This window comes from Myxococcales bacterium (assembly GCA_016716835.1).
Taxonomy (GTDB): domain Bacteria; phylum Myxococcota_A; class Polyangia; order Haliangiales; family Haliangiaceae; genus JADJUW01.
This window is the reverse complement of record JADJUW010000001.1, coordinates 1,924,664-1,949,834: the sequence shown is the minus strand read 5'-3', so window position 1 is coordinate 1,949,834 and position 25,171 is coordinate 1,924,664. Positions and strand designations below refer to the sequence as shown.

Sequence of the window (25,171 nt, the reverse complement as noted above, 5' to 3'; positions counted from 1 at the left end):
AGCGTACAACAACGCGCGCGGCTTTTCATTCCAGGGCGCGCGCCCACGCCGCCATCGCGGCGAGCTGGCCGCCAGGCGCCACGGCCTGGGCGTGGCCCCACGCCAGCTCGGCATGCCGCTTCATTTCGCGGCGCGCGAGCTCGGCGAGGTGCGTATGCTCACCGTCATCGAGATCATCGGCATATTGAAAGGCGAGGCCAAACGCCATGCCAAAGGCCTCAAGGCGCGCGCAGGTGGCAGGCGCGGCATCGGCGCAGATGCCACCGAGCGCGGCGGCGGCCGCAAACAGCGCGCCAGTTTTTTTTTCGTGCATCGACTGCAGCGCGTCTGGAGAGATTGGCAGCTGCGCGCGCTGCGCGACTAGATCGATCGCCTGACCGGCGAGCAAGTGGCCTGGTCCGCTCAGGCGCGCCAGCGTCGCGATTGCCTCGCCGGCGCGGGTGGGTAGCGTCGCCAACAAGCCAAACGCCTCGGTCAAAAGGCCGTCGCCGGCTAATATGGCCGTGGCCTCGTCAAACGCGATGTGCAGGGTGGGGCGCCCACGTCGCTCGACGTCGTCGTCCATCGCAGGCAGATCGTCATGGACCAAGGTGTATGCGTGCAAGCACTCGATGGCGGCGGCCGCGGCGTCCGCTTGCGCAAGGTTGCCGCCGAGGTCGACACAGCTCGCCATCAGCATGGCCGGGCGCAAGCGTTTGCCGGGGCCGAGCGCGGCGTAGCGCATCGCTTCGATGAGGCGCCCGTGATCGGTGGAGGGCGGCTGAAGATGGCGGGCCAGCACCTGTTCGACGCGATCGGCACAACGTGTGATCCACGCCTGCGCTTGCACTGGCGCGGCAGCAACGGCAAACGTCGAGGCCACGCTTAGGCGCCTTGCCGATCGCCGTCGTCGTCTTCCTCATCGCTAGCCGCCGCCAGTGGCGCGGTGGCGCCGCCTGGTCCCACGAGCAATTCAATGCGTTTCTCCGCGGCGTGCAGCAGGTCGTGGCCACGGCGGGTCAAGGCGACCCCACGTTCATAAGACGCGAGCGACTCCTCCAGCGTAAGCTCGCCACGCTCAAGTTGGCCCACGACCACGCGTAGCTGCTCGAGTACTTGATCAAATGACGCCTCGTCGCCGGGGGTGTCTCGTTTTTCGTTGGGCTTGCGCGCTGCCATCCGCCGACTATACAGGAGAATTTGGCCAAACCTGGACCCGTAATTGAATCCCGTGCATCTTGAAATGCATTGACAAACCAAAGGCTTCGGGGAAAAGTGAAAAAATGACTGAGGAGGCGTCGGAGTTTCGCAGTAGCGACGCTGCAGAGCTAAAACGCCGCTGGGTGGCGTACTTGGCCGCGCACAAGCTCAACACGACGTCGCAGCGCGAGGTCATCGTGGACCTGTTTTTTCGCACGACGGATCACGTTTCGATCGACGAATTATTGGCCAAGGTGCGGCGGCGCAATCGCAAGGTCGGCTACGCCACGGTGTATCGCACGCTCAAGCTGCTCGTTGAGTGTGGCCTCGCGGTCGAGCGGCAGTTCAGCGACGGGCACGCGCGCTATGAAGTGGCGGGCGAACACCATGATCACTTTATCTGCACCAAGTGCAGCCTGATCTTGGAATTTGAAGATCCGGAAATCGAGCGGCTGCAGGAGCGCATCGCCGAAAAACTCGGCGGTTTTTCTGTCTCCAGGCATCGCCACGAACTCTATGGTCTGTGCGCCAAGGCGCGCGGTATTGAGGCTGGGCATTGCCCCAACGAATTGGTTTCAATTCGGCCGAACGCTGGTTGATGCGTACGCGGACTGGCCAGCGTGGTCAGTCCGGCCACGCGGCCAGCTACTGGACAAATGATCTTGAAATAATATTGAACCGTTAGCCTTGGCGCGTTTTTTGCTGAGTGCGGCGTCATGATGAGGGATCAATTAGTTAGTGAACGTCGTTTCGGAAAACGATCTTTGGGAACAGTCGTGCTGTCAGCGCTTAGCATTGCGGGTGTCATCGCCGCAGTACCGCGCGATGCGGCAGCTGACCCCACGGTATGCGTGCCGTCGCGCGCGATGGTTGTCCTCGACAAGTCGAGTTCGATGGTAACGGGCTCCATCGGCGGCACGACCAAATGGAGTATCGCCGCGACCGCTATCTCGCAAGTCCTGGGAACTTACGAACAAAACGTAGAGTTTGGCTTGGTGACCTTTCCCCGGCCAAACCAGTGCGGGCCGGGGCAGCAGGACGTCGCGCCGGCACTCGGCAACCAGGCGGCGATCGCCGAGGTGTTGCAAGCGCCGCCGCCAGATGCCGGCAACTGGACGCCAATGGCGCAGACGCTGCAAGCGGCCGCCAACCTGCCTACGTGGGAGGAGACGGCGGCACCCAAATATGTGATTTTGATCTCAGATGGTTGGCAGTGGTGCTCTCCCTACGACCCGGCAACTCGATTTGCCGGCGAGCAAGGCATTGTCGACCTAAATGCCAAGGGGATTAAGACGTTCGTGGTCGGATTTGGCGCCGCGGTCGATGCGCTTGCGTTGGGGCGGATGGCGGTGTTGGCCGGCAGCCATACCAGCGGCTGCGACGTCACGGCCACCGATCCGAGCAACCCTGACGTTTGTTATTATCAGGCCGACAACCTGGCGCAGTTGCAGGCCGCCTTGGCGGAGATCGTCGGCACCGTCGCGACCGACGAGATCTGCGATGGTCTCGACAACGATTGCGATGGTGAGGTCGACGAGAACCTAAGCCGCGATTGCGCGACCGCGTGCGGAGGCGGCAGCGAAACCTGCGAAAATGGCACGTGGGGCGCGTGCGATGCGCCGCAGCCCGGCGCGGACATTTGCGACGGCCTCGACAATGACTGCGATGGCGCGATCGACCCGGGATGCGAATGCGTCGATGGCGATGCGCGCACGTGCGGCGAAGATACCACCGAGGGTGTCTGCCAGCCGGGGACACAGCTGTGCGAAGGCGGCGTGTGGGGCGCCTGCGAAGGCCTCGTCGTGCCTGGCGAGGAAACCTGCGATAACCTCGACAACGATTGCGATGGCGACGTGGACGAGGAGACGCCTTCGCCGTCGCTCGCGCTTTGGCTGACCGGCCGCGACGGGCTCATCTGTGACCCCGGGCAGATTTGCATCGACGGCACCTGCGTCACCCCCACCGATCCGACCGGCTCACCGTTTGATGAGACCGGGGCTAAGGTATCGTCCTGCGCCTGCCGCGGTGGCGGCGGGCCGGGCGACTTAGCCGCATTTGGCCTCATTGGTGCAATTCTATTCCTGCGCCGTCGCCGTTCGGCGTAGACTTAGTGGGTGTCTCGCTACTGGTTGGCTTCCACGTCGCTCGCCGTGGCGTTGCTGTTTGACGTAACGACTGCGGAGGCGGGTGTCGAGTGCAGTCCACCCACGGTCGTGATTGTGCTCGATAAATCGAGTTCGATGATCACGGGGAGCATCGACGACGTCGCCAAGTGGGACGTCGCGCGCCAGGCCATAAATGGCGTGCTGGCGACCTATGAAGCCGATGCGCGATTTGGCCTGATGACCTTTCCATCGCCGAACAAATGCGGTGCTGGCAAGATGGTAATCGCCCCCGCGCAAGGTCGTGCCGCCGCCATCGCGGACGCGCTCGTCGCGCCCCCGCCGACCGCGGGCAATTGGACGCCGATCGCGGAGTCGCTCGAGGCCCTGGCAGATTCCAATGCGTTTGAGGGCGCCACGGGGGGCAAATACGCGATCTTGATAACGGATGGGTGGCAATGGTGTTCACCCTACGATCCGGACGCACGCTTTGCTGGCGATGCCGCGGTGACCGCTTTGAACGCGCAAGGCGTCGCGACCTTTATCATCGGCTTTGGCGAAAGCGTCGATACCTTGGCCATGACCAGCATGGCGCTCATCGCGGGGACGGCGCACCTAGACTGCAACGTCAACGCCGAGCTGCCCTCGGACGACAACCTCTGCTATGAGCAGGTCAACAGCGGCGGCGACCTTGCCGAGGTGCTCGATCGCCTCATCGTCGAGGTCGCCGGAACGGAGATTTGCGATGGCCGCGACAATGATTGCAACGGCCAGATCGACGAGGACCTCGTGCGCGCTTGCGCGTCGGCCTGCGGCGCCGGCAGCGAGAGCTGCACCGACGGTCAATGGGTTGCCTGTACGGCGCAGGCGCCCGCATTTGAGGGATGCGATGGCCTAGACAATGATTGCAATGGCGCCATTGATGAGGGCTGTCCGTGTGATGCGGATGAAGACCCCGTGAGCTGCGGCATCTCGCCGCGCGGCACCTGCGAGCTCGGGTTACAAGCCTGCACCTCGCAAGGCATCCTCTCCGGATGCCAAGGCGATGTTGGGCCACAGCTTGAGGTGTGCGATGGCCTCGACAATGATTGCGATGGCTCGACTGATGAGTACGACGTCAGCATCATCGGCAGCACCATTAATCCGCCACTATGCGACGAAGGCTACGTGTGCCAAGCCGGTACGTGCCAAGAAGGGAGCGCCACCTTGCCGGACGACAAGGAATATTTTGAAAGCGGAAATGTCGGGGGTTGCGCGTGCAATGCTAATGGTGTTGGTGCGGGTGGCCTGGCCGCGCTGCTAATTTTGTGGCTGGCGCCGTGCTTAGTTTTGTGTCGCCGCCGCCGCTAGCCTAACAAACTCAGCCCGCTCGCTGGGCGGAAAAAAACGAAGCCTGCACTTGCCGTTCGCGGCAGGGACGTCAGCCAGGCCAAGCAAGGCCGGCGTTTCCCAGGTCATGCGGGCCCCCTCCGACGTTTTGGGCCCCCAGCGTGGTGCGCAACCAACCTTGCACTGGCTCGGGTTTGCATGCCGCAAGGGTTAGCTGCAATTCGATGAGCGGCGCATCCGGCGTGTTGGTTGCGAAATAGAGATCGACCGTCGCACTTTGGCCCGCAATGGTGGCGGGCCGCTGTCCGAAGCAATAGACGCCGGCCTTGCCGTTAGCAAACGTTGTCGGCACGCAGCGACCAGATGCATCTTTGAGCGTCGTCTTGCCGATCGTCCACTCGCCGAAGTGGGCTACGCCCTTGCCAGCCTCTTTGCAAGCTGGAAGCAAGGCCAACAGGGCAAAGCAGCTGGCCAGCACACGATCGAAATTGGGCATAGCCCACTATCTAGCGGATTGCTAATCGAAGCAATGGATGAGGAGCGTGGTCACGTTGTCGGTGCCGCCTGCGCGGTTGGCCGCATCGACCAGCTCCGCGACCATGCGATCGAGCACGTCGTCTTTGGTCGAAATCTCGGCGATCTTGGCGTCGGGCACCATGCCCGTTAGGCCATCGGAACACAGCAGATACAAGTCGCCAATTTCGATGTCGTGGGCGCGAATATCTACCTGCACCGTCTCGCGCATGCCAAGCGCCCTGGTGATCACATTCTTATGCGGGAAGTTGCGCTCTTCCTCTTCCGTCATGTCAGGCTTAGCTTCTTTGTAGTCCTCGAGCAGGGAATGGTCGCGGGTTAGTTGGGTGATCTCGCCGCGCCGCACGCGGTAGGCGCGTGAATCGCCAACGTGGCCGACATAGATCTTGTCGCCGGCAACCAAGCAGCACACGAGCGTGGTGCCCATGCCTTTATAACGAATATCGCGCGTCGAGGTCTCATAGATGCGCAGGTTGGCGAGCTTGATTGAACACACCAAGCGATTCTCGGTGTAGGTCAGCGAGCGGTCCATCTTGTACGGCCACGTCGAGTCATCATCGGCCCCCGTGCGCTGATAAAATTCGCCGATGGTTTCGGTGGCTAACTTGGAGGCGACTTCGCCCGAGGCGTGGCCGCCCATGCCGTCGGCAACCAAGAACAAGCGCTCCTCTTCGTTGAGCGAGAAGTAGTCCTCGTTGTGGGCACGCTTCATTCCAACGTCAGTCTTGGCGGCGTAACGAATTTTCATAACAGGGCGTGTCCGGTGCTGGTCGGCCAGCTTGAGGCATCATGATAAAGAACAAGTCCAAGTCGCGTCAACTAACGGCGGATCCGTTTGCGGCCCCGTGATGTTTTAAGGGGGAAATCGCGCTATAGCCGCCGCATGCGAGCTGAGATCGTGACGATTGGCGACGAGATCTGCCGCGGCGAGATTGTGGATACGAACGCGGCGTGGTTGAGCGCCGCCTTGTGGGAGCTGGGCATCGAGGTACCGTGGCGCGTCACCTGTCGCGACGACGCGCCCGATATCGCACTCGCGCTGACCGCCGCCGCGTCGCGGGCCGAGCTGGTGCTGTGCACAGGCGGCCTCGGCCCGACCGAGGACGATCTTACGGTCGACGTGGTTTGCGGCCTGCTTGGCTGTGAGGCGGTGATCGACGAGCCCGCGGCCGAGCAGATGCGGCGGCGCTTCGCCGGCACAACCCGCGCGACACACCCCTTAATGTTGCGGCAGGTCAGGCGGCCTGCGGGGGCCGCGGCCTGGCGCAACAACGTTGGCCTCGCACCAGGCTTTGAGTTTGCCCACGGCGGCGCGGCCATTTTCTGCTTTCCCGGCGTGCCGCGCGAGATGATTGATATCTTCGAGGGCGGCGTGCGGGCGCGCATAAGCGAGCTATGCGCGCGCGTAAGATCGCCGGGCGATCACATCGTCGAGCGTCGCGTGTTTCGCGCCTTTGGGCTGGGTGAGTCTCAGGTCTCGGCGCGATGTCGCGACATTGCGCCGGCCTTGGCAAAAACGAGCGTGCACTATCAGGTCAAATTTCCCGAAACGTTGGTGAAATTTGTGCGCCGCGCCGGGGGCGATGCCGAGTCCGATGCCGCTGACGGCGAGCTCGATCGCCGCGTGACAGCGGCGCTAGGCCCCTGGTGCTACGGCACCGGCGACGAGGCGTTGCCCGCGCTCTGTGCGCGCCTGCTGCGCGAAGGCGGCATTTCCGTCGCCACCGCCGAATCGTGCACCGGTGGCCTGCTGGCCGCGCTCCTGACCGACGCGCCTGGCGCCTCGACTTTTTTTCCCGGCGGCGTGACGACGTACGCTGATCGCGAAAAAACAAGGTTGCTCCAGGTCAGCTCGGAATTGCTCGGCGAGCACGGCGCGGTGAGCGAGGCGTGTGTTACGCAAATGGCGAGCGCGGCGCGCGCGCAGTTTGCGACGTCGTTGGCACTCGCCGTCTCCGGCATTGCCGGGCCGGGTGGCGGCAGCGCCGCAAAACCCGTGGGGACGGTTTGGCTCGCGTTGGCGCATGATGCCGGCATAACGACGCGGTCGATTTGGTTTCCCGGCGCGCGTGATCAAGTGCGGCTGCTGGCGGCGTGGTGGGGCCTGCGCATGATCGTCGCGCACATTCGCGGTGAAGTGCTCGTTACGGGCACGCCCACCTCGTAAGTTTGGTGCTAGGGTTTTGCCATGACCGAGACAGTTGGCGCCGTTCGCGGCGTGGTATCCATCTCGCTGCCGGCGGCTTTGTGTTCCAATCTTGGGGCCTTGGCCGACAGCATGTCGCGGCGCGCCCCGGGGCTTGGGCTCGAGCTCGCGTGGATGGCACCCTCCTCGTATCATGTGTGCTTGGCCTACCTCGGTTGGTTTCGTCCCGAAGCCGCCGTGGCAGTCGATGACGTGATGCGGTCAATCGCCGCCGAAACCCAACCTTTCGACCTTACCGTGCGCGGGATTCGTCCTAACGCCAGCGGCGATGCCGCTACCGCGATCGTTGTGGGCGTCGCGTCATCGCCACAACTGCAGCGCTTAGCTAGTGCCTTGGCCACCCAGCTCGGCGGACTCGGCTTTCAGGTGCCCGCCGCGCCGGCCTTTGACGTCGTCATCGCACGTGCCAAACGCCCCAGCTCGCTGGGTCCGCTGTGCGTCACGCACGGCGACGACACCTTTCCAGTAGTACCTGTGCAAATGATCAATTTGATAAATACAGAAGTTAAATCAAATGGTTACGAGTTCGATGTGATCAAAAAACGCATCCTAGGGATCCCCCACGAAGTTGCCAAACGTCAGACGGTACCTGTACAAACGAGCATGTACGATGCAGCGCTATCAACAGATGACGGTTGGGCACCGGGCGACCGGCACCAAGAAGCCATCGATTGACAGAGCCACCGCGTACACAAACTCATAATCAGTAAACGGTACGTAAGAGGAGATCGCAATGGCAATAGGGATGACACCAACCACGAAAGAAGCAGCAACCGCCGCCGGCAATGCGCGCGACAAGGCCATTGATGTGGCCTTGGGCGCCATTGAAAAACAATTCGGCAAGGGCGCGATCATGCGCCTTGGCAAAGATTCCGTCGAACGTGAAGTTCAAGTGATCCCAACCGGCTCGCTGGGGCTAGACATCGCGCTTGGCGTTGGTGGCTTACCGCGTGGTCGGATCGTCGAGATCTACGGCCCAGAGTCGAGCGGTAAAACCACGCTAACGTTGCACGCGATTGCCGAAGCGCAAAAGCGCGGCGGCGTGTGCGCCTTTATCGACGCCGAGCACGCGCTGGATATCGGCTATGCCAAAAAGCTTGGCGTGAAAACCGAAGAGCTCTTGGTATCGCAGCCAGACTACGGCGAACAGGCACTCGAAATTGCCGACATGTTGGTGCGCTCCAACGCGGTCGATCTCGTGGTGGTCGACTCCGTGGCCGCGCTAACTCCTAAGGCCGAGCTCGAAGGCGAAATGGGCGATTCGCACATGGGCCTGCAGGCGCGCCTCATGAGCCAGGCGCTGCGCAAGCTCACCGGCGCCATTTCCAAATCGCGCACGATGGTCATCTTCATCAACCAAATTCGTTCCAAAATCGGCGTGATGTTTGGCAGCCCCGAAACCACCACGGGTGGCAACGCGCTGAAGTTCTATTGCTCGGTGCGCCTCGATATCCGGCGCATTGGGGCGATTAAGAAGGACGAAGACGTCATCGGCAGCCGCACGCGGGTCAAGGTGGTTAAGAACAAGCTGGCGCCACCATTTAAGGAGGTCGAGTTCGATATCCTTTACGGCCACGGTATCTCGCGCGAGGGCGACCTCATCGATCTCGCCGTCGAGGCCAATATCATCGACAAGAGCGGCGCGTGGCTGTCCTATGGCCCCGAGCGCATCGGTCAGGGCCGCGATAACGCCAAGCAGTTCCTTATAGAACACCCGGACATGTACAACGAGATCGAGGGCAAGGTGCTGCTTCACTATAACGTGCGTCGCATCGGCATCGACGGCCCGCCAGCCGTGGTCACCGCACCAACGGATGACACGAAGGCGATGAAGCCTGCTACGGCGGCGCCGGCAGCCTCGTCGTCAGCAGCTGCGGCTAGCAAGCCCTTACCGCCGCCGGCGAAGCGCCCAAACGCGTAACGGTCGGCGCAAGTTAGTTACGTAAGCGTTTACCTGTCCACCACGGCGAGCGCCGCTGATTTTCGCAGCGAGTGTCGCTCTTGGCCAAAAATTTGCGATTGTGTAAGTACCGTTACTACACTGAATAAGAGAGATCACTTTGAAAACAAACGGCCCGAGGCATTGCGGGCAAGTAGTTTCAGATGGTTACATTACGCAAGTTCAAGCTACAGGAGGGTTTAACGAGATGAAGACTAACTTTGGTGCGTTTAGGTTGCCTGCAGCAGCGCTATTACTTAGTGCGGTTGCCTGCAGCAGCCCAGATCTTAAAACATCGCTTCGGGCCGAAGGGCCGCCGGAAGTGCTAGCGGTCATTGTGCGCGACCCCGATTGGTGGTGGGGCGCGACCTATTGCCGCGAAGATGACGAAAACGTGCCAGATGAGTTTTGCAACTTTCTGCGAAACGATGACGGCGGTTTCGACCTCTTCGCTGTTGCGCAGGCCGAAGTTCCACAATTCATCGTGGTGTTTGACGAGCTGCTCGACACCAGCATTGAAACGCTGACGCAAGTCGGCGGCGAAGATACCACTGAGACGGATGACGACATCTACCAAGGCAGCCTCGCTGGCAGCCTGCCGTTCGATGTTACCTGCGGCCCGGGCAACACGCCGATCGCATACGATGGTTACTACGTGCCAAACGGCAATGCCTTCACCTATCCACCTGGCCCTTCGCTGGTGATCGAACCACTCGACGTGATTCCGGCTGGCGAAACGTGCCAAATCACGCTCAAGAGCGGCGTGGTCCTCGACAAGAGCGGCGAAACGGTGCCGTCTGATCAACTTGGCCCCTACGACGTACCGGTCGTTGGCCTCGAATTCTACGGCTTTGACCCGCCACCAAACGATCCCGACGAAAATGACGTCATCCTCCCGACTGAAGTTACGCCTGACGTCGCGGTCTATCTGTTGTTTAACAACTACATGGATGGTGCCGCGCTCAATGAAGTCGACGGTTCGTTCGTCGATAGCGCGCTCAACGAAATTTCGCTAACGCCGAGTGCGGATGGCACGGCGATCGTGCTGACGCCCGACGCGCCGTTAATGGTCGGCGAAACATATACGCTCACACTCAATGCAGGCTCGGTGTTTTACGATCTCGGCGGCGGCTCGCTGACGATCGAAGAAAACCAGGTTTTGCAAATCACCGTTGTGGCGGCTGAGGAATAGGGAGAAGCCATGATGAACACCATGAAAAAAATATTACTGTCTAGCGCGCTAGCAGCCTCAGGGTTGCTAGTGCTCGGCACCATTGCCAATCAAGAAGCCTTTGCCCAATCCAGCACGACGGGTGCGCTTCGCGGCGTAATTCGCGACGGCGCGAATGGCAAGCCACTCGCGGGCGCGACGGTCGTTATTTCATCGACCGCGCTGCAAGGCGATAGCTATCATATTACCGAGGATAACGGTGCCTACATCGGCGATAACCTACCGCCGGGCATCTACCTGGTCACCGTCTACTACAACGAAGCCGAGTTTTCGCGGACCGGCATTGAGGTGCAGGTAGGTAAGTTGGCGATCGTCAACTTCCGCATCGATACCACCAAAGGCGAAGGCGAGAAAATCATCATCGCCGGCACGACGCCGCTGATCGATCTTGGCTCGTCCAAGACCGGTTCGACGATCTCCGAAGAGTTCACGACTAACATTCCAGTTGGCCGTACCTTTGCGTCGGTGCTCGACACCGCGGGCGGTTCGCAGGGCGACAGCTATGGTCAGTCGTTCTATGGCTCGACGTCGGTGGAAAGCACGTACGTCGTTGAAGGCCTCAACACCACGGACACCGCTTACGGCGGCATTTCGACGAACCTCCCAAGCGAGTTTATCGATGAAACCGAAGTGATCACAGGCGGTTACGCCGCTGAGTTCGGCCGTTCTACGGGTGGCGCGATCAACGTCGTCACCAAGCGCGGCAGTAACGAGTTCAAGGGCTCGGTCTTTGGTTACTTCACGCCGGGCTCGCTGCAAGCAGAAGCCACTGAAATTCGCCGCGAGGGCTCATCGATCGGTATTGAATCCGATCTGAAGTATCGCTGGGATCTGGGCGCCGAAATTGGCGGTCCGATTATCAAAGACAAGCTGTGGTTTCACGTCGGCCTTAACCCATCCTTCGTCAATGACGACGTGCGCCGCACGCTGTCGAGCTATACCGACGAAAATAACGACGGCATCAACGACGTCGATACCGACACCGGGTTTTCGGTCCTCGAAGAAGTCGGCGCAACTCGCACGCCGGTGACGTCCCAGACGTACTACTACACGAGCAAAATTAGCGCGGCGATCTCGGAAGATCATCAAGCGCAGTTGTCGCTGTTCGGTAATCCAAGCTCGACAAAAAACAACTATCGCACGACGGGCGCCGAGTCATCCCGCTTGCAAACCGTGGCCAGTGGTTCCTTTGACACTTCATTTAAATGGAACTCGTCGTTTGGCGAGGGCAAGACGCAAGTCGAAGCGGTGCTCGGCTACCACAAGGCGGGCCCTTCGCAAGACCCGCGCAGCTCGGCGCAGGACATTCCGCAAATCCAGTTCAACTCACAATCGGTCTCGCTTGAGCGCTATGAGCAGTTCGAAGACGCCTACTCGGACCGTTGCACCGATGGCGGCCCGAATGATGACTACTCGGAAATCGTTAACTGCCCAACGTCACGCTACAACGTCGGTGGCCTAGGCTACATCGAAAGCGCTGCCAATGATCGCTTCTCGGCCGTGGCGACGGTCAGCCAGCGCCTCGAGGCGGCGGGGACCCACACGTTCAAGCTCGGTCTCGACTATGAGCAAACGATCTACGACGCGACGCGCGGCTATACTGGCAGCGAGCGCTATACCCAGCTGACCAACGGCAATTGGCGTCAAGACACCTTCCTCGAGCTCGACACGGCCGGCGATGTGCCGTGCGGCATCGACGCTGACGAGGATGGCATCCTGGACCAAACTTGCTCGATCTCTGACAGCGTCGCTGCGGCGACCAAGAGCGCAGGCATCGCGGCGTTTTTGCAAGATTCCTGGCAGATCACCCCAGGCCTGTCGTTTAACCCCGGCATTCGCTGGGAGCAGCAAACTGGCTTTGTCGCCGAATCGCTGGTCGGCAACGCCACGCCTGAAGGCGAAATCATTCCCGAAAAGGCCTTCGAGATCAAAAATATGATTTCGCCGCGGATCGGTCTCGTCTATGACCCAACCGAAGAAGGCAAGTCCAAGTTCTTTGCGCACTGGGGCCGCTTCTACGAAGCGGTGCCGCTCGACATCAACGTCCGCGCCTTCGGCGGTGAGCTTCAGCAGCAAAGCAACATTACGGCGGCCGATTGCGCGGGTGCATCTGACCCAACCGACCCAACCCCAGATTTTACGGGTTGTGACGCCGTGTATCAGCGTACCCTTGGCGGTGCCATCACGTATGTTTCGCCAGGCATGAAGGGTCAGTACCTCAATGAAGTTGTGCTCGGCGGCGAATACGAAGTCGCGCCTGACTTCAAGATGGGCCTCACCTACGTTCATCGCTCCCTGCCACGCGTTATCGAAGACATCTCGACCGACGGCGGCTTCAACTACCTCATCACCAACCCTGGTGAAAACTTTGACGACGCAGCCGCGGATCTCGACGAGCAGGCTGCCGAGCTCGAAGCCAATGGCGAAACCGTCTTGGCCGAACTCTATGCCTTCCGCGCCGACTTGCTGCGCGGCGTGAAGAAGTTTGACAAGCCCGTCCGTAACTACGACGCCCTGCAAATTACGGCGCAGCGCCGCTTTTCGAAGGACTCGTTGCTGCTCGCGACCTATACCTTCTCGCGTAACGTCGGTAACTTCCCGGGTCTGTATTCAACCGAAACCGACCAGCTCGACCCGAACCTCACCTCGCTGTATGACTTGCCAGATCTCATGGCGAACCGTTACGGTGAGCTTGGCCTGAGCCGCCCACATAGCCTTAAGCTGGACGGCTTCTATCGCTTCGACCTCAAAGAGTCCGGCGCGGTGACGCTCGGCAGCAGCTTCCGCGCGCAATCGGGCATCCCGCAAAACACGCTGGGCAGCCACATCTTTTACGGCAGCTCGGAAGCCTTTATTCTGCCACGTGGTACCGAAGCCCGGAACCCAACGGTGTGGTCGGCCGACCTGAAAATCCAATACGGCCGCAAGATCAACAAGCGCACCGGCGTCGAAGTCTTTGCCGACATCTTCAACGTGTTTGACATCCAAACCGCGACAGAAACTGACGATACCTACACGTTTGACTCGATCAATCCGATCGTCGATGGCGATGCGAGTGACCTTGTCCATGCCAAGTCGCTTGACGGCGATGGCCAGCAAGCGAGCCTGACGCCGCTGCTCAACCCGAACTTCAAGAATGCGACGGACCGACAGGCACCACGTATCTTCCGCTTCGGTGTTCGCGTGACGTTCTAGTCGACGGTTTATTCAAATAGATCGTGTGATCGCAGGGCCAGTGGGTAGAACCACTGGCCTTTTTGTTTTTACGACGCGGCGCTCGGAGAAATGAGCTAGCATCGCTGCATGCGGTCCAGCCTTAGCCTAGTCGTTGTTGCACTCATGTTGCTGGTGGCGCCACAGTCGCTGGCCGCGGATGCCGGGGCCTACTACAAAAAGGGCATCGCCTTGCGCGCGGAGAAGCGCGATGGCGAAGCAGTCGCCGCCTTTGAAGCGGCCATCGCGAGCGACCCGAGGCACATTGGGGCGTGGGTGGCCCTCGGCGGCATGCACAAGGCGGCCAAAGAGTTTACCAAGGCCGTGGCCGCGTATCAAAAGGCCGTGGACCTAGAGCCCAAGAAGGCCGACCACTGGGAGAGGCTTGGCATGGCGCAACACATGGCGGGGCAGGCGGGGCCAGCAATCGTCTCGATGCAGCGGGCGCTGACGCTTGAGCCGAAAAATGCGCTCGGTTGGAGCTCGCTGGGCGTCATGAAGCGCAAGCAGGGCGATCTAAAAGGCGCCATTACCGCGCTCGAGGCGGCGACCAAGCATGACGCGGGAGTCGCAGAGTATTGGGGCAATCTCGGCATCGCGTATCGTGGCGCCAAGCGCTACGCCGACGCCGAGAAGGCGCAGCGCAAGGCAATCGCACTCGACCCAAAGGTGGCCGATTATCATTTTAACCTGGGCGTGGCTCTGCGATGGCAGAAGCGAACGGACGATGCCATCGTCGCCTATGCGAAGGCGGTCGAGCTGGACAAGGGCCTGGCAGCAGCGTGGTTTGATTTGGGCGCGATGTATCAGGCGGCCAAGCGCTATGACGACGCAATTGCGGCGTATACGGCCTATTTAAAGCTCGTCGAGGGCAAAAACGCCGCCGATGAGGCCGAGGCCAAAAAGCGCCTTGAAGCGCTCGCAGAGTAAAAGGTTCGTCAGAGGGGCGCCGTATAACGGTGCATGGCGAAGGTGAAACCGGCGGCGGCCAAGACGGTGTACCGCTGCGACAACTGCGGGCACGCCGAGACCAAGTGGATGGGGCGGTGCCCGGGCTGTAACGAGTGGAATAGCCTAATAGAGGAGGCGGCAAGGTCGGGCCGCCGGACCGAGGAGGCGGCACTGGCCGCGCCCGTTTCGGTAAGCGATGTTGCGGACGATTCGGCTTCGCCTAGGTTGCTCACCGGCATCGCGGAGGTCGATCGCGTGCTCGGCGGTGGCGTGGTGCCGGGCTCGCTCGTGCTGCTAGGCGGCGACCCGGGGGTCGGCAAGTCGACGCTGCTTTCACAATTAATGGGCGGGCTGGCGGCGCGTTATAGCGGCAAGGGTGCGCCGGTTTTGTATGTGACCGCTGAAGAGTCGACCGCGCAAGCGGCGCTGCGGCTGCGGCGCTTGGGCGTGGCGCATGCGGCGGTGCACATCATGGCCGAGACCGACCTCGAGGCCATTTTGCACCACGCGGCCAAGCTGCAACCGGTGTTGGTGGCAATTGATTCGATTCAAACCATCGCGACGAGCACGCTCGACTCGGTGCCGGGGTCGTTGGCGCAGGTCCGCGAGTGCACCGGGCGGCTGATGCAGTTCGCCAAGCAGCGCAATATCGCCACGGTGCTGGTTGGGCATGTCACCAAAGACGGCAATCTCGCCGGGCCCAAGACGCTCGAGCACATGGTGGATGTGGTGTTGCAGTTTGAGTCAGACCACGGCGCGATGTATCGAATTTTGCGGGCGCATAAAAATCGCTTTGGCTCGACGCAGGAGATTGGCGTGTTTGAGATGCGCAGTACTGGTCTGGCGGAGGTCGCCAATCCGTCGGCGCTGTTGCTCGCGGAGCGGCCCAAGGGGGCGCCGGGCAGCGTGGTGGTGGGCGCGGTCGACGGCACGCGGCCGCTGCTGGTAGAAGTTCAGGCCTTGGTCGCGCCGCCGGCGGCCGGGTTTGGGCGGCGCACCGTGTCGGGTGTGGATCCAAATCGCGTGGCGTTATTGTTGGCCGTGCTGGCGCAACGCGCAAATTGCGATGTGCTGTCGCAGGATGTGTTTGTGAATGTGGCCGGCGGCATTCGGTTGACGGACCCCTCGAGCGACTTGGCTATCGCCTGCGCAATTGCGTCGTCGGCGCGCGGCCGGGCCATTGATGCCGCGACACTAGTATTTGGTGAAGTTGGACTTGCCGGCGAGATTCGCGCCGTGCCGTTTGCCGAGGCCCGGCTTGCCGAGGCGGCCAAGCTAGGTTTTAGGCGCTGCATCTTGCCAAAGCAGAATGCGGCGAATCTGGTCGAAAAGGTCGATCTAGAGCTGTTTGCGACCGATCGATTGCAGACGGCGATTGCGGCGCTGTAGCCGCGGCGCGCGCGCTGACCGGCAGGTGGACGCGTTGACCGGCCGGTGGACGCACGTTTCTTCCTGCTCGCAGACAGATTGTTGACCGGCAGGTCGGCGCACGTGTCTTCCTGCTCGCAGATAGATGGAGGACCGGCAGGTGGGCGCACGTGTCTTCCTGCTCGCAGATAGCGACCCTCCCGGGCGGCGCGAGACGGCTGTGGTATCCACCTCCCTCGGTGCCACGACTACCGCTGTGCAATCTATGCTCGCGGAAGAAACGTGCGCCACCTGCCGGTAGGGTAGTGCGCCGTGTTGGTGGTGAACTGCCAACCGCGCCGACGGCTCATCCGCTAATGCGTGCTACGACAAACTAGGGACACCCCGTCATCGGCCAAGTTTATGCGTTAGAGCACGCGGAGCTTGGTTTGGCCTTGTGACGTGATCACGGGCAAGGCCGCGGCATGTTGGGGTCGCGGCGGCTTTTCGTTGTTTGGTTGAATGCTGGGGTCGCGCGCCGCCCAGGCACGCAGGACGTCGGCGTCGAGCAGGTGAGTGGGGCGCACGTTGGTGAGCGCGTGCAGCATGACGTTGCGCACGTTGGGGATGGTGGCTTCGAGCTGCGCTAGCAGCGCGGTCATTTGCTCGCGCTTGAGGCCCTCCTGCGAGCCGCAAAGGTTGCACGGGATAATGGGGTAGTGCTCGCCGGCGGCGAAGCTGGCGATATCGGCCTCGGCGCACGTGATGAGCGGGCGGATTACGTCGAAGCGGTCGTCATCGGTGCGGTATTTGGCGGGCATCGCTTGCAGCTTGCCGCTGTAGAAGAGGTTGAGTAGAAATGTTTCGAGCGAGTCGTCGCGGTGGTGACCGAGCGCAATCTTGTTGCAGCCTAGGCGCTCAGCGGCGGTGTAGAGAATGCCGCGACGCAGGCGCGAGCACATGGAGCAATAGGTTTGCGCACTGGTGAGGTGGGTGGTGACCACCGAGTAGGTGTCTTCGCGTAGGATCTCATATGGCCAGCCGGTGGCCTCCATGTATCGGACGAACGTGCTGCCGTCGTAGCCGGGCTGCACTTGGTCGAGATGCACCGCGACGAGTTCGACCTTGAACGGCAGCCGCGGTACTAGTTGCGTGAGAATGTGAAACAGCGTGTAGCTATCTTTGCCGCCCGACATGGCGACCATGATTTTGTCGCCGGCGGCGAGCAGGTCAAAGTCGATGGAGGCCTGCCGCACCTGATTGTAGAGCTGCAGCTGCAAGCGTTGGTGGGCGTCCATGGGCGGGCGGATACTAGGCGCGACGTCCGCCTTGCTCAAGTTCAAAGACGTATTGCACCTCGCAGACCGTCATATTTTTGCCCGCGGCTCGGGCTCGTGTCCCCGGGCGAGTCCGGAGCAGCTTTAGGGGGCCGCAGAGCTGCGGGAGACATACAGTTGGCGTCCCGCGGCAATGGCGGGGTCGGAGACGGCGACGGCATCGCTCCACCAGTATAATTCCTGATTATCCGCGAGCGGCGGTGCCCACGTGGCAAAGGCCGCGAAGTCTGGGGACCGGACCGCGGTCTGAGAGTCGTCTTGCGGCCAGGCCGAGCTGACGCTAATGCCATGGTGCTGATCCGATAAGCCAAAAATCTGAATGGATGCCGTATACCATCCTTCCCATGACGCACGCGGCGTAAACGAAAATGACACGCCCCCTTGGTCTACTTGTGGCGCGGGAGCATTCCATGCGGCAGGAAGGGTCGGGCTAAATACGTCCGCCCTATCGACTAAGTGCTGCACATAGCGGAGGTTGGTTTCGGAGGTCAGCTCAGTCGCGTCGAGCTCCATCAGGTCGCCTGGCTGGCGAAAGGCAGCGGGCGGCACGGCAATGCCAGCGGCGTCTGCGGGGCCAAAGGTATCCAGTTCGAAAAACGTGGAGCCGCTATAAAATCGCGTGAGCCCGACCTCCATGCTCGGCGCGATGAGGTCGCTCGCAACCTGGATGAACTCCGGTGCCACCGCGGTCGCCGCGTTAATGAGCACGTCGGCTTGCGCGGGGACGACGGGCTGTCTAGTAAATCCCAGGACGGCGCGTGGTTTGACTTGCCATAGAACGCCCATGATCTCAGCTTGGCTAAGCGTCAATAATTGCGTCGGCTGCGCCTCGGTAAAGGACGTGCCATTGGCGACGAATTCTTGATTGGCCTGAAGGCCGGTGATGGTGACCGAGGTGTTGGGGGTCAATACGTTGCATCCCGCAAAATGAAGCTCGTTGCCGTCGTCGATCGTGAGAAATCGCGTACTGGTCCGCACGCCCAGGCGCGTATCTTGATCGTAGCGGCAAGCGAAGGCGACGCCATAGGCGTGCGTCGTCGGTGCGAAGGTCGCTTGATTGTTGGCAAGCGCGACGGGTTGCCATGTGCCGTCGGCGCTGGTGACCAGCAGCACGGCTTGGCTGCTTGAGGTGCCGGTGGTAACGGTGATTGTGGGCGGTGGCGCGTGATCGTCGGTGCCGATGCAACCCGCAAAAAGTAGGGTGATGGCGGCGAGGGGATATTTTTTGTGTGGTTTCTTCATGCAGGGCAGCTTCGAGCACAGCATGCAAGTGGTCTACGTCGGCGGAATAACAAGCGCTAACCGGGCGGCGACCAAGGTCTGACATGATCTGACATGTCGCCTGCCCTGAGAACCTTGCCGCGTCTGGTGCCAACCTCGGTCCCTAGAGGCATAGCGGCACAAACCCCAAGGATGCGGGGTTTCAAGTTGGTGCTCGCCAAGTAGACGACCGCGGCCCTTTGACACATGGTGGGGGACGGGCTTGCTTGTTCGTAATTAAGCGATTACTCACTTCTTATGAAGAACCTAGGCTGGGCTGAGCGTTTGGCAGGCGCGACCGCGTTGACTGGCGCGCGCGTTGGGGCAGGTAGCCGATGAAGTCTGGCCGTTACAACGTTGGCGTTGGCCTGCTTGTGATGGCGGGCTTTATGTTCTACGGCTTTCTGCTCATCTACCTGCGCGACTTCGCGCCGGACAAGGTCGCCTGGGCCGCCGGCTACGGTGAGGGGCGACACTTCGAGGCGCGGCTGGCCCACGTCCACGGGAACTTGTTTGCGTTGCTCAATTTGGCGCTGGGATTTGTCCTGGTGCGGCTGGGGTCGGCGAGCGACAAGGCGCGGCAGACGGCGGCGGCGCTTGGCCTCGCGGGCCTGCTGATGCCGATTGGTATTCTTGCGGAACTCTACCTTGGGATGTCGCCGATCCTGGTGCTGCTCGGCGCCGTCGCGATGACGTCGTCGGTGGTGCTGGCGGGCGTGCTGGCGCTGAAGCATTGGCGTGAGGAACGGAGCGGGATATGAGCGATTCGTCAACGGCGGCAATGGCAATCTCAATTCCAGACACCGGTCGGCCACGGCGCGGGGTTGCGCGCTGGCTCCTAGGCGGGCTGGCGGTCGCGTTTGGCGTAGCGACGCTGGTCGAGGGCGGCGGCGTGCTGTTTGGCAGCGCGCAGGCCCGCGCGGCGGCGGGCAACGTCGTGCCGTTTGTGTTGTGGTTTAATTTCGCGGCGGGATTTATCTATATTGTTGGCGGCCTCGCGACGTTGCGGCGGCGCCCGGTGGCAATTTGGATCGCGCGCGCGCTTGCGGCGGCCACGCTGGTGGTCTTTGCCGCCTTCGCGGTGCATGTGCTCACCGGCGGCGCGCACGAGCCGCGCACGGTAGTCGCCATGACGCTGCGCTCGGCCTTTTGGGTGGCCCAGGCGTTGCTGCTGCCGCGAATAGGGTCACTCTCGGCTCCCAAATAGCCTTTAATTGCTGGATGTTAGATCCGGTACTGCGTAGTCACGTTCGCTTGAATGTGATCACGCAGTAGCGTAGTTAACCACTTATAATAGTTGTTGAATTTCGGGCCGAGAGTGACCCTCTATTTATGAGCAATATTCGCCTCGGGCTCCGTGAGAACCTCGCCCAGTTCTCGCTGCTGGTGGTGGTCAATGCATTTGTTGGCGCGATGGTTGGTATGGAGCGGACGATCTTGCCGCCGATCGCGGCGCAGGAGTTTGGCCTCGAGGCCAAGACCGCGGTGCTCTCGTTTATCGTCGTGTTTGTCATCACCACTGCGCTGACGCATTCTCTCGCCGGGCGATTGTCTGATCGGTTTGGTCGCAAGCACGTGCTCATCGGCGGCTGGCTGGTCGCGGTGCCGGTGCCGTTCCTGTTGATGTGGGCGCCGACGTGGTCGTGGGTGCTGTTTGCCAACGCGCTGCTTGGCGTAAGCCAAGGGCTGACGTGGTCGACGACGGTGATGATGAAGATCGATCTTGCCGGGCCGGCTAAGCGCGGCCTCGCCATGGGCTTTAACGAATTCGCCGGGTATTTCGCGGTGGCGATGAGCGCGCTCGCGACCGGGTTTATTGCCGCACGCTATGGCCTGCGGCCCGAGCCATTTTATCTCGGAGTTGGCTTTGTCGCCATTGGGCTTACGCTCTCGGTGTTTGCCGTGCGCGAAACCAAGCATCATGTGGCGACCGAGGCGCGGCTGCACGGCGATGGGGAAATCGCGGAGCAGCTGCCGTCGCAGCGCGAGATTTTTTGGCGGACGTCGGTCGGCGACAAAAACTTGTCGAGCATCAGCCAGGCCGGCCTGGTCAACAACCTCAACGACGGCATGGCGTGGGGCTTGTTTCCGTTGTTCTTCGCCGCGGCCCGCATGGATCTCGCGCAGATCGGCACGCTCGCCGCCATCTATCCCGCGACGTGGGGTATGGCGCAGCTCGTGACCGGCGCGTGGTCAGATCGGGTGGGCCGCAAGTGGCTCATCGCCGGTGGCGTGTGGGTGCAGGCGGTCGGCATTGCGCTAGTGGTGCTAGCGCAGGGTTATTGGGGCTTTGCGGCCGGCGCGGTGCTGCTCGGGCTTGGCACCGCGATGGTGTATCCTACGCTGCTCGCAGCAATTGGCGACGTGGCGCATCCGGCGTGGCGCGCTTCGGCGGTGGGCGTGTACCGCCTGTGGCGCGATCTGGGCTACGCCATCGGCGCGTTGCTCGCGGGGCTCATCGCCGATGCGTTTGGTCTGCCCGCCGCGATGTGGGCGATTGCTGCGCTCACCTTTGTTTCAGGCGTGGTGGTGGCGGTACGCATGGCCGAGACGATGCGGTTGGCCCCGGCGCTTGTGCCTCCTGGCAATTGACACTTAGATTGTGACGACCTCATGCATCCAGCCGATCCAATCTATCTCGATCACAACGCAACGACGCCGGTGCTGCCCAAGGTGGTCGACGCGATGATGCCGTATTTGCGCGAGCATTTTGGCAATCCGTCGAGCGGGCATGCGTATGGCTCGCGGACGCGGCAGGCGATGGCGGAGGCGCGCGCGCAGGTAGCCGCGCTGCTTAGTTGCGACGACGACGAGGTGATTTTTACCTCCGGTGGCACCGAGGCCAACAATTTGGCAATTCGCGGCGTGGCCGAGGCGAGCGGCGCGCGCTCCCAAATTGTCACCACGTCGATCGAGCATCCGGCGACGGCGCGACCTTGTGAGTGGTTGGCGCAGTACGGCTGGCGCGTGACCCGCGTTGCGGTCGACGTCGACGGCGTCGCGAGCGTAGGTGAAGCGCGCGCGGCGATTGATCACGACACCGCGCTTGTCACGGTGATGCATTCGAACAACGAAACCGGCGTCTTGCAGCCGGTGCACGAGCTCTCGGCGGTGGCGCACGCGGCCGGCGCGCTGATGCACACCGACGCCGCGCAGTCGCTGGGCAAGGTGGCAGTCAGCGTGCGCGAGCTGGGCGTGGATTTGCTGTCAGTCGCCGGCCACAAGTTGTGCGCACCCAAGGGCGTTGGCGCGCTCTATGTGAAGCGCGGCACGCCGATCGCACCATTTGTGCTTGGCGCAGGTCACGAGCGCGGCTTGCGTCCTGGCACAGAGAACGTTGCTTTTATCGTCGGCCTTGGCGCGGCCTGCGCAGCGCTCGGGCACGATCTAGACGCCGCGGCGCTGCGGGTGCGCGCGCTGCGCGACGAGTTGTGGATGCGGCTCGCCGCCGACGTGCCCGGGCTTGCGCTCAATGGCCACCGCGAGCTGCGGCTGCCCAACACGCTCAACGTGCGCTTTCCGCGCGTCACCGGTGAGGCAGTGCTCGCGGGCGCGCCCGAGCTCGCGGCGTCGACCGGCTCGGCCTGCCACGACGGCCACGATCGCGCCTCTGGGGTCATCCTCGCCATGGGCGTCGCGCCAGCGGCCGCGCTAGGCTCGGTGCGCCTGACGCTTGGCCGCAGCACCACGGTCGACGACATTGCGCGCGCCGCCGTCGCCCTGGGGCGCTCTTGGCGGCGCCTTTCGGGTGGTTAGGGGGCGGGAGATGGCGCTGTCTCAGCCGAAATGAGGTCATTCGCACAGACGCCAATGGTGCGCCTCAGTAACGCTCGAAATCGCGCTGCCGGTTGCGCGGACTTGACGCCACGGGGGGTGGTAGTACTGGCCCGTGCCACCCAACCAACCCCCTCCGGCAGCCGAGCGCAATCAGACCGACGAAAGCCTGCGGGTTGAGCGCGAGGTGGCGGATCAGGCGCTCGGTGACGAGCAGTCGGGCATCGACGAGTTGGCGGACGCGGTGATTACGCGCGCGCGGCTGCGGGCTGACCAGGTGTTGGCGGCGGCACGCGCCAAGTCCGACCGTCGGACGGGGCAGGGTGCGCCTGGTGCGGGATTGCCGAGCGCGACCGACATCGCGAGCGCGCGCGCCGATGAAGATCGGGTGGTGCGCAAGGAGCGCGCCGCGGCGGACAATGCCGTCAGCGGCGAGCGCGCCGAGCAGAGCTCCTTGCTCTCCTTGGAGCGCAAGATGACCGATGACGATCTGTCGCGGGAGCGCCATCGCGCTGACGCAGCGCTTGCGGTGCGCGATGAATTTCTCGGCATCGTCAGCCATGATCTGCGCAACATGCTGAATTCGATCATGCTGTCGGCGACCCTCATCGAAGAGGGCGCGGGTCGCGAGCCAGCGGCGCAATTAGTTCAGCATGCCCAGCGCATTCGGCGCGGCGGCGCGCGGATGAACCGCTTGGTTGGTGACCTCATCGACGTCGCCAGCATCCAGGCCGGCGCGCTCGCGGTTACGTGTGAGCGCACCGATGCCGCCTTGGTCGTGGCCGAGGCGATCGAGACCTTTCAGGTGCAGGCCACCGGCAATGGCGTTTCGCTGCAGGCCGAGCTCATCGCGCCGCTCACCGAGTGTGCCTTTGATCCCGCGCGGATCTTGCAGGTACTGAGCAATCTGCTCAGCAACGCGCTTAAGTTTTCAGCGCGCGGCGGCAAGGTTGTCGTGCGCGCCGAGCGACGTGGCGCGGAGCTAACCATGACCGTGGCAGACACGGGCGCGGGCATTCCCGCCGACAAACTCGAGATCATCTTTGAGCGTTTTCTCCAGCTAAAAGGCAACGATCGGCGCGGCCTTGGGCTTGGCCTATACATTTCAAAGTGCATCGTTCAGGGCCACGGCGGCCGCATCTGGGCGGAGAGTCACCTCGGCGCCGGCAGCAAGTTTTTCTTTACGCTGCCGCAGCCGCCAATTGAAGCCGCGCCCTCCGCGCGTGGGAACTAGCGACTAATTCGTGGGTGTCGCGTTGGACGCCGCCGTCGCGCAAATGCGTAAGCACCCAACACGACAATGATGACATAGGGCATGTCGCGTTGTCGGCTTGCCGCGCAGCCTACGCTTGATTCCGGTGGCGGCTCGCCGACGCGAAACTCGTAGCCAAATGTAGCTTCCGCGTCGCGTGTGTCGGCAATCGCCGCAACGACCAGCCACGCTTGCGCTTCATCGGGGCCGAGGTATGCGTTGATGTGCCCCATCCCGTCGATGATGGGCACCTCGGTATAGGTTGGCTGACCTCCGATCATGCGAACCAAGGTCGGCCGCCACTCGACGGCTAGCGGTGCTTCCTGCATCCGAAGTGCGATGACGAGTTCACCATCGCTTGGGCGAGCGAGCTCGATTAGATTGTGGCCAAAGGCGCGGACCTCAGAGCCTGCTCGAACTGAGGCCCAACCCGTCCCTTGGGCGTCGATGCTGGCATCCGCCCGCAATCTATCTGGGTAAGCGGCCTCCCACTCTTGGACCGTACTAGCGATGGTGGGGCCATTGACCATATCCCAGTGGACTGTGTGCGCGGCGAACTCGCCATAGAGGTCGGACGCTTCATCGGCTCTCGCCGCGACTTGTCCTAAAACCACGCGCAACGCATCGTCGTCTATTTTACCTTGTTCCCAGGTGTCGATCACAATCTGGCGGTCGCGCTTAGTGTCCGTCAAGTACTTAAGAAAGACCGACGCGCCGTATTGGTGGTTTCCCGCAAGTGCATCGTCGCCCCACGGATCGCCCATATAAAAAATGGGGAGATCCTCTGTCAGGGCGTAAACGCCAACGAAAAAGTAGCTAAGCGGATCGTCAGGAAAGACTTCCTGGGTGGCCCAATCCGCAGACGCTTCCCAAAACCACCAGCTATGTGCTTCCTCGAAGCCGCCTAGTGAAATTTGAAAATCGTGATACAGCTCGTGGGCGATGATGCCTCTAACCCAATCGTTGCCCGAGTCGAATGCGGCGATGTTCATCACAAAGTATGGATAGCCTTCGTCATCCGATGCGGCATAGCCCCCTGGATTGTCGTCTTCGATGGCAGGGGTGTCGGTCGCATTTGAGATGTAGACGTTCATGCGATACGTGTCGCTGCCATAGGGCGCGGAGTGGCCAAACTCTTCGGTGTAAATCGCCCAAGAACGTTCAAGCTCATCGAGAACGAATTGCGCCTGGGTCTCGGTGACCGGCGCCGCTTGCCAGCGCAAGGTGAAGTTTGGCGACGTGCGTATTCGGTACCTTTCGCCGAATGCATCACGGCTTGTCTTGGCTTGGGGCCCACCTAGTTCCCGTGGCTCCGGTGCTCGATCCCGCGGTGGTCGACGAAAGGTAGCGATTCGCTCCGGCGTTGAACACCACGGGCTAGCCAGGGCTAGCTGGGGTGCGGCGATGGAAATTGCGACAAGCGCCGCAGCGAAGAAATCCATGGCGCCATCGTGAGGTCGCTCCGAGTCTTTCGTGTCGAGTATCCGATAACAGCCACTGTGGCAAATTGCGAGTTA

At 61.9% G+C, this 25,171-nt stretch carries 22 protein-coding genes; 15 read left to right on the top strand and 7 right to left on the bottom strand.

Annotated features, from left to right (window positions below):
* Positions 1-25: 25 nt before the first annotated feature.
* Both IPL79_08635 and xseB read right to left on the bottom strand, forming a co-directional pair.
* On the bottom strand, positions 26-862 hold the full coding sequence (locus tag IPL79_08635) for a polyprenyl synthetase family protein (GenBank protein MBK9071052.1): 837 nt from the start codon (positions 860-862) through the stop codon (positions 26-28).
* Positions 863-864: 2 nt separating this feature from the next.
* A complete protein-coding gene (xseB, locus tag IPL79_08630) occupies positions 865-1,158 on the bottom strand; it encodes an exodeoxyribonuclease VII small subunit (protein ID MBK9071051.1) in 294 nt (97 codons plus the stop codon).
* A 104-nt stretch (positions 1,159-1,262) separates the two neighbouring features.
* Here xseB and IPL79_08625 point away from each other — a divergent pair, with 104 nt between their 5' ends.
* From IPL79_08625 to IPL79_08615, 3 genes are all read left to right on the top strand, one after another.
* The gene (locus tag IPL79_08625) at positions 1,263-1,778 is read left to right on the top strand and encodes a transcriptional repressor (GenBank protein MBK9071050.1); all 516 of its coding nucleotides are present in this window, start codon (positions 1,263-1,265) and stop codon (positions 1,776-1,778) included.
* Positions 1,779-1,955: 177 nt separating this feature from the next.
* Positions 1,956-3,284: a VWA domain-containing protein gene (locus tag IPL79_08620; GenBank protein ID MBK9071049.1), complete on the top strand. Its 1,329-nt coding sequence runs from the start codon at positions 1,956-1,958 to the stop codon at positions 3,282-3,284.
* A 9-nt stretch (positions 3,285-3,293) separates the two neighbouring features.
* Positions 3,294-4,631, top strand: coding sequence for a VWA domain-containing protein (locus tag IPL79_08615; GenBank protein ID MBK9071048.1), 1,338 nt, complete (start codon positions 3,294-3,296; stop codon positions 4,629-4,631).
* Positions 4,632-4,701: 70 nt separating this feature from the next.
* Here the strand turns inward: IPL79_08615 and IPL79_08610 are convergent, their stop codons facing one another.
* Complete coding sequence (locus IPL79_08610; protein MBK9071047.1) at positions 4,702-5,106, bottom strand: hypothetical protein; 405 nt, start codon at positions 5,104-5,106, stop codon at positions 4,702-4,704.
* A gap of 21 nt (positions 5,107-5,127) precedes the next feature.
* Positions 5,128-5,892 (bottom strand): Stp1/IreP family PP2C-type Ser/Thr phosphatase, encoded by a 765-nt coding sequence (locus IPL79_08605; GenBank protein MBK9071046.1) that lies wholly within the window; start codon positions 5,890-5,892, stop codon positions 5,128-5,130.
* A gap of 135 nt (positions 5,893-6,027) precedes the next feature.
* Here IPL79_08605 and IPL79_08600 point away from each other — a divergent pair, with 135 nt between their 5' ends.
* The 7 genes from IPL79_08600 (at position 6,028) to radA (ending at position 16,073) form a co-directional block, all read left to right on the top strand.
* Positions 6,028-7,311, top strand: a complete 1,284-nt coding sequence (locus tag IPL79_08600; GenBank protein MBK9071045.1) for a CinA family nicotinamide mononucleotide deamidase-related protein — start codon at positions 6,028-6,030, stop codon at positions 7,309-7,311.
* 21 nt (positions 7,312-7,332) lie between these two features.
* The gene (locus IPL79_08595; protein ID MBK9071044.1) at positions 7,333-8,025 is read left to right on the top strand and encodes a hypothetical protein; all 693 of its coding nucleotides are present in this window, start codon (positions 7,333-7,335) and stop codon (positions 8,023-8,025) included.
* Between the two features lie 70 nt (positions 8,026-8,095).
* Positions 8,096-9,271 carry a recombinase RecA gene (recA, locus tag IPL79_08590; protein ID MBK9071043.1) on the top strand — a complete coding sequence of 392 codons (1,176 nt, stop codon included), beginning with the start codon at positions 8,096-8,098 and terminating at the stop codon, positions 9,269-9,271.
* A 340-nt stretch (positions 9,272-9,611) separates the two neighbouring features.
* Positions 9,612-10,481, top strand: coding sequence for an Ig-like domain-containing protein (locus IPL79_08585; protein MBK9071042.1), 870 nt, complete (start codon positions 9,612-9,614; stop codon positions 10,479-10,481).
* A gap of 21 nt (positions 10,482-10,502) precedes the next feature.
* The gene (locus IPL79_08580; GenBank protein MBK9071041.1) at positions 10,503-13,715 is read left to right on the top strand and encodes a TonB-dependent receptor; all 3,213 of its coding nucleotides are present in this window, start codon (positions 10,503-10,505) and stop codon (positions 13,713-13,715) included.
* Between the two features lie 108 nt (positions 13,716-13,823).
* Positions 13,824-14,663, top strand: a complete 840-nt coding sequence (locus IPL79_08575; protein MBK9071040.1) for a tetratricopeptide repeat protein — start codon at positions 13,824-13,826, stop codon at positions 14,661-14,663.
* 33 nt (positions 14,664-14,696) lie between these two features.
* Positions 14,697-16,073: a DNA repair protein RadA gene (gene radA / locus IPL79_08570; protein MBK9071039.1), complete on the top strand. Its 1,377-nt coding sequence runs from the start codon at positions 14,697-14,699 to the stop codon at positions 16,071-16,073.
* Positions 16,074-16,459: 386 nt separating this feature from the next.
* Here the strand turns inward: radA and ttcA are convergent, their stop codons facing one another.
* Positions 16,460-17,329, bottom strand: a complete 870-nt coding sequence (gene ttcA, locus IPL79_08565; protein ID MBK9071038.1) for a tRNA 2-thiocytidine(32) synthetase TtcA — start codon at positions 17,327-17,329, stop codon at positions 16,460-16,462.
* Between the two features lie 123 nt (positions 17,330-17,452).
* Positions 17,453-18,610, bottom strand: coding sequence for a hypothetical protein (locus tag IPL79_08560; protein MBK9071037.1), 1,158 nt, complete (start codon positions 18,608-18,610; stop codon positions 17,453-17,455).
* Positions 18,611-18,963: 353 nt separating this feature from the next.
* On the opposite strand from IPL79_08560, the gene IPL79_08555 reads away from it, so the two are divergent.
* The 5 genes from IPL79_08555 to IPL79_08535 all read left to right on the top strand — a co-directional run bounded on the left by IPL79_08555 (position 18,964) and on the right by IPL79_08535 (position 23,636).
* On the top strand, positions 18,964-19,389 hold the full coding sequence (locus tag IPL79_08555; GenBank protein MBK9071036.1) for a hypothetical protein: 426 nt from the start codon (positions 18,964-18,966) through the stop codon (positions 19,387-19,389).
* Between the two features lie 20 nt (positions 19,390-19,409).
* The gene (locus IPL79_08550; protein MBK9071035.1) at positions 19,410-19,835 is read left to right on the top strand and encodes a hypothetical protein; all 426 of its coding nucleotides are present in this window, start codon (positions 19,410-19,412) and stop codon (positions 19,833-19,835) included.
* A gap of 125 nt (positions 19,836-19,960) precedes the next feature.
* Positions 19,961-21,220, top strand: a complete 1,260-nt coding sequence (locus IPL79_08545) for an MFS transporter (GenBank protein ID MBK9071034.1) — start codon at positions 19,961-19,963, stop codon at positions 21,218-21,220.
* Between the two features lie 21 nt (positions 21,221-21,241).
* Positions 21,242-22,384, top strand: a complete 1,143-nt coding sequence (locus IPL79_08540) for a cysteine desulfurase (GenBank protein MBK9071033.1) — start codon at positions 21,242-21,244, stop codon at positions 22,382-22,384.
* Between the two features lie 133 nt (positions 22,385-22,517).
* Positions 22,518-23,636: a HAMP domain-containing histidine kinase gene (locus IPL79_08535; protein ID MBK9071032.1), complete on the top strand. Its 1,119-nt coding sequence runs from the start codon at positions 22,518-22,520 to the stop codon at positions 23,634-23,636.
* Here the strand turns inward: IPL79_08535 and IPL79_08530 are convergent.
* Complete coding sequence (locus tag IPL79_08530; protein ID MBK9071031.1) at positions 23,633-24,877, bottom strand: hypothetical protein; 1,245 nt, start codon at positions 24,875-24,877, stop codon at positions 23,633-23,635. The genes IPL79_08535 and IPL79_08530 overlap by 4 nt on opposite strands.
* Between the last annotated feature and the right edge of the window lie 294 nt (positions 24,878-25,171).

Coding starts and splice junctions, on each gene's coding strand:
- xseB (MBK9071051.1), bottom strand. CDS start 1,158: ATGGCAGCGCGCAAGCCCAACGAAAAACGAGACACCCCCGGCGACGAG.
- IPL79_08625 (MBK9071050.1), top strand. CDS start 1,263: ATGACTGAGGAGGCGTCGGAGTTTCGCAGTAGCGACGCTGCAGAGCTA.
- IPL79_08610 (MBK9071047.1), bottom strand. CDS start 5,106: ATGCCCAATTTCGATCGTGTGCTGGCCAGCTGCTTTGCCCTGTTGGCC.
- IPL79_08605 (MBK9071046.1), bottom strand. CDS start 5,892: ATGAAAATTCGTTACGCCGCCAAGACTGACGTTGGAATGAAGCGTGCC.
- IPL79_08600 (MBK9071045.1), top strand. CDS start 6,028: ATGCGAGCTGAGATCGTGACGATTGGCGACGAGATCTGCCGCGGCGAG.
- IPL79_08595 (MBK9071044.1), top strand. CDS start 7,333: ATGACCGAGACAGTTGGCGCCGTTCGCGGCGTGGTATCCATCTCGCTG.
- recA (MBK9071043.1), top strand. CDS start 8,096: ATGACACCAACCACGAAAGAAGCAGCAACCGCCGCCGGCAATGCGCGC.
- IPL79_08580 (MBK9071041.1), top strand. CDS start 10,503: ATGAAAAAAATATTACTGTCTAGCGCGCTAGCAGCCTCAGGGTTGCTA.
- IPL79_08575 (MBK9071040.1), top strand. CDS start 13,824: ATGCGGTCCAGCCTTAGCCTAGTCGTTGTTGCACTCATGTTGCTGGTG.
- radA (MBK9071039.1), top strand. CDS start 14,697: ATGGCGAAGGTGAAACCGGCGGCGGCCAAGACGGTGTACCGCTGCGAC.
- ttcA (MBK9071038.1), bottom strand. CDS start 17,329: ATGGACGCCCACCAACGCTTGCAGCTGCAGCTCTACAATCAGGTGCGG.
- IPL79_08560 (MBK9071037.1), bottom strand. CDS start 18,610: ATGAAGAAACCACACAAAAAATATCCCCTCGCCGCCATCACCCTACTT.
- IPL79_08555 (MBK9071036.1), top strand. CDS start 18,964: ATGAAGTCTGGCCGTTACAACGTTGGCGTTGGCCTGCTTGTGATGGCG.
- IPL79_08550 (MBK9071035.1), top strand. CDS start 19,410: ATGGCAATCTCAATTCCAGACACCGGTCGGCCACGGCGCGGGGTTGCG.
- IPL79_08545 (MBK9071034.1), top strand. CDS start 19,961: ATGAGCAATATTCGCCTCGGGCTCCGTGAGAACCTCGCCCAGTTCTCG.
- IPL79_08540 (MBK9071033.1), top strand. CDS start 21,242: ATGCATCCAGCCGATCCAATCTATCTCGATCACAACGCAACGACGCCG.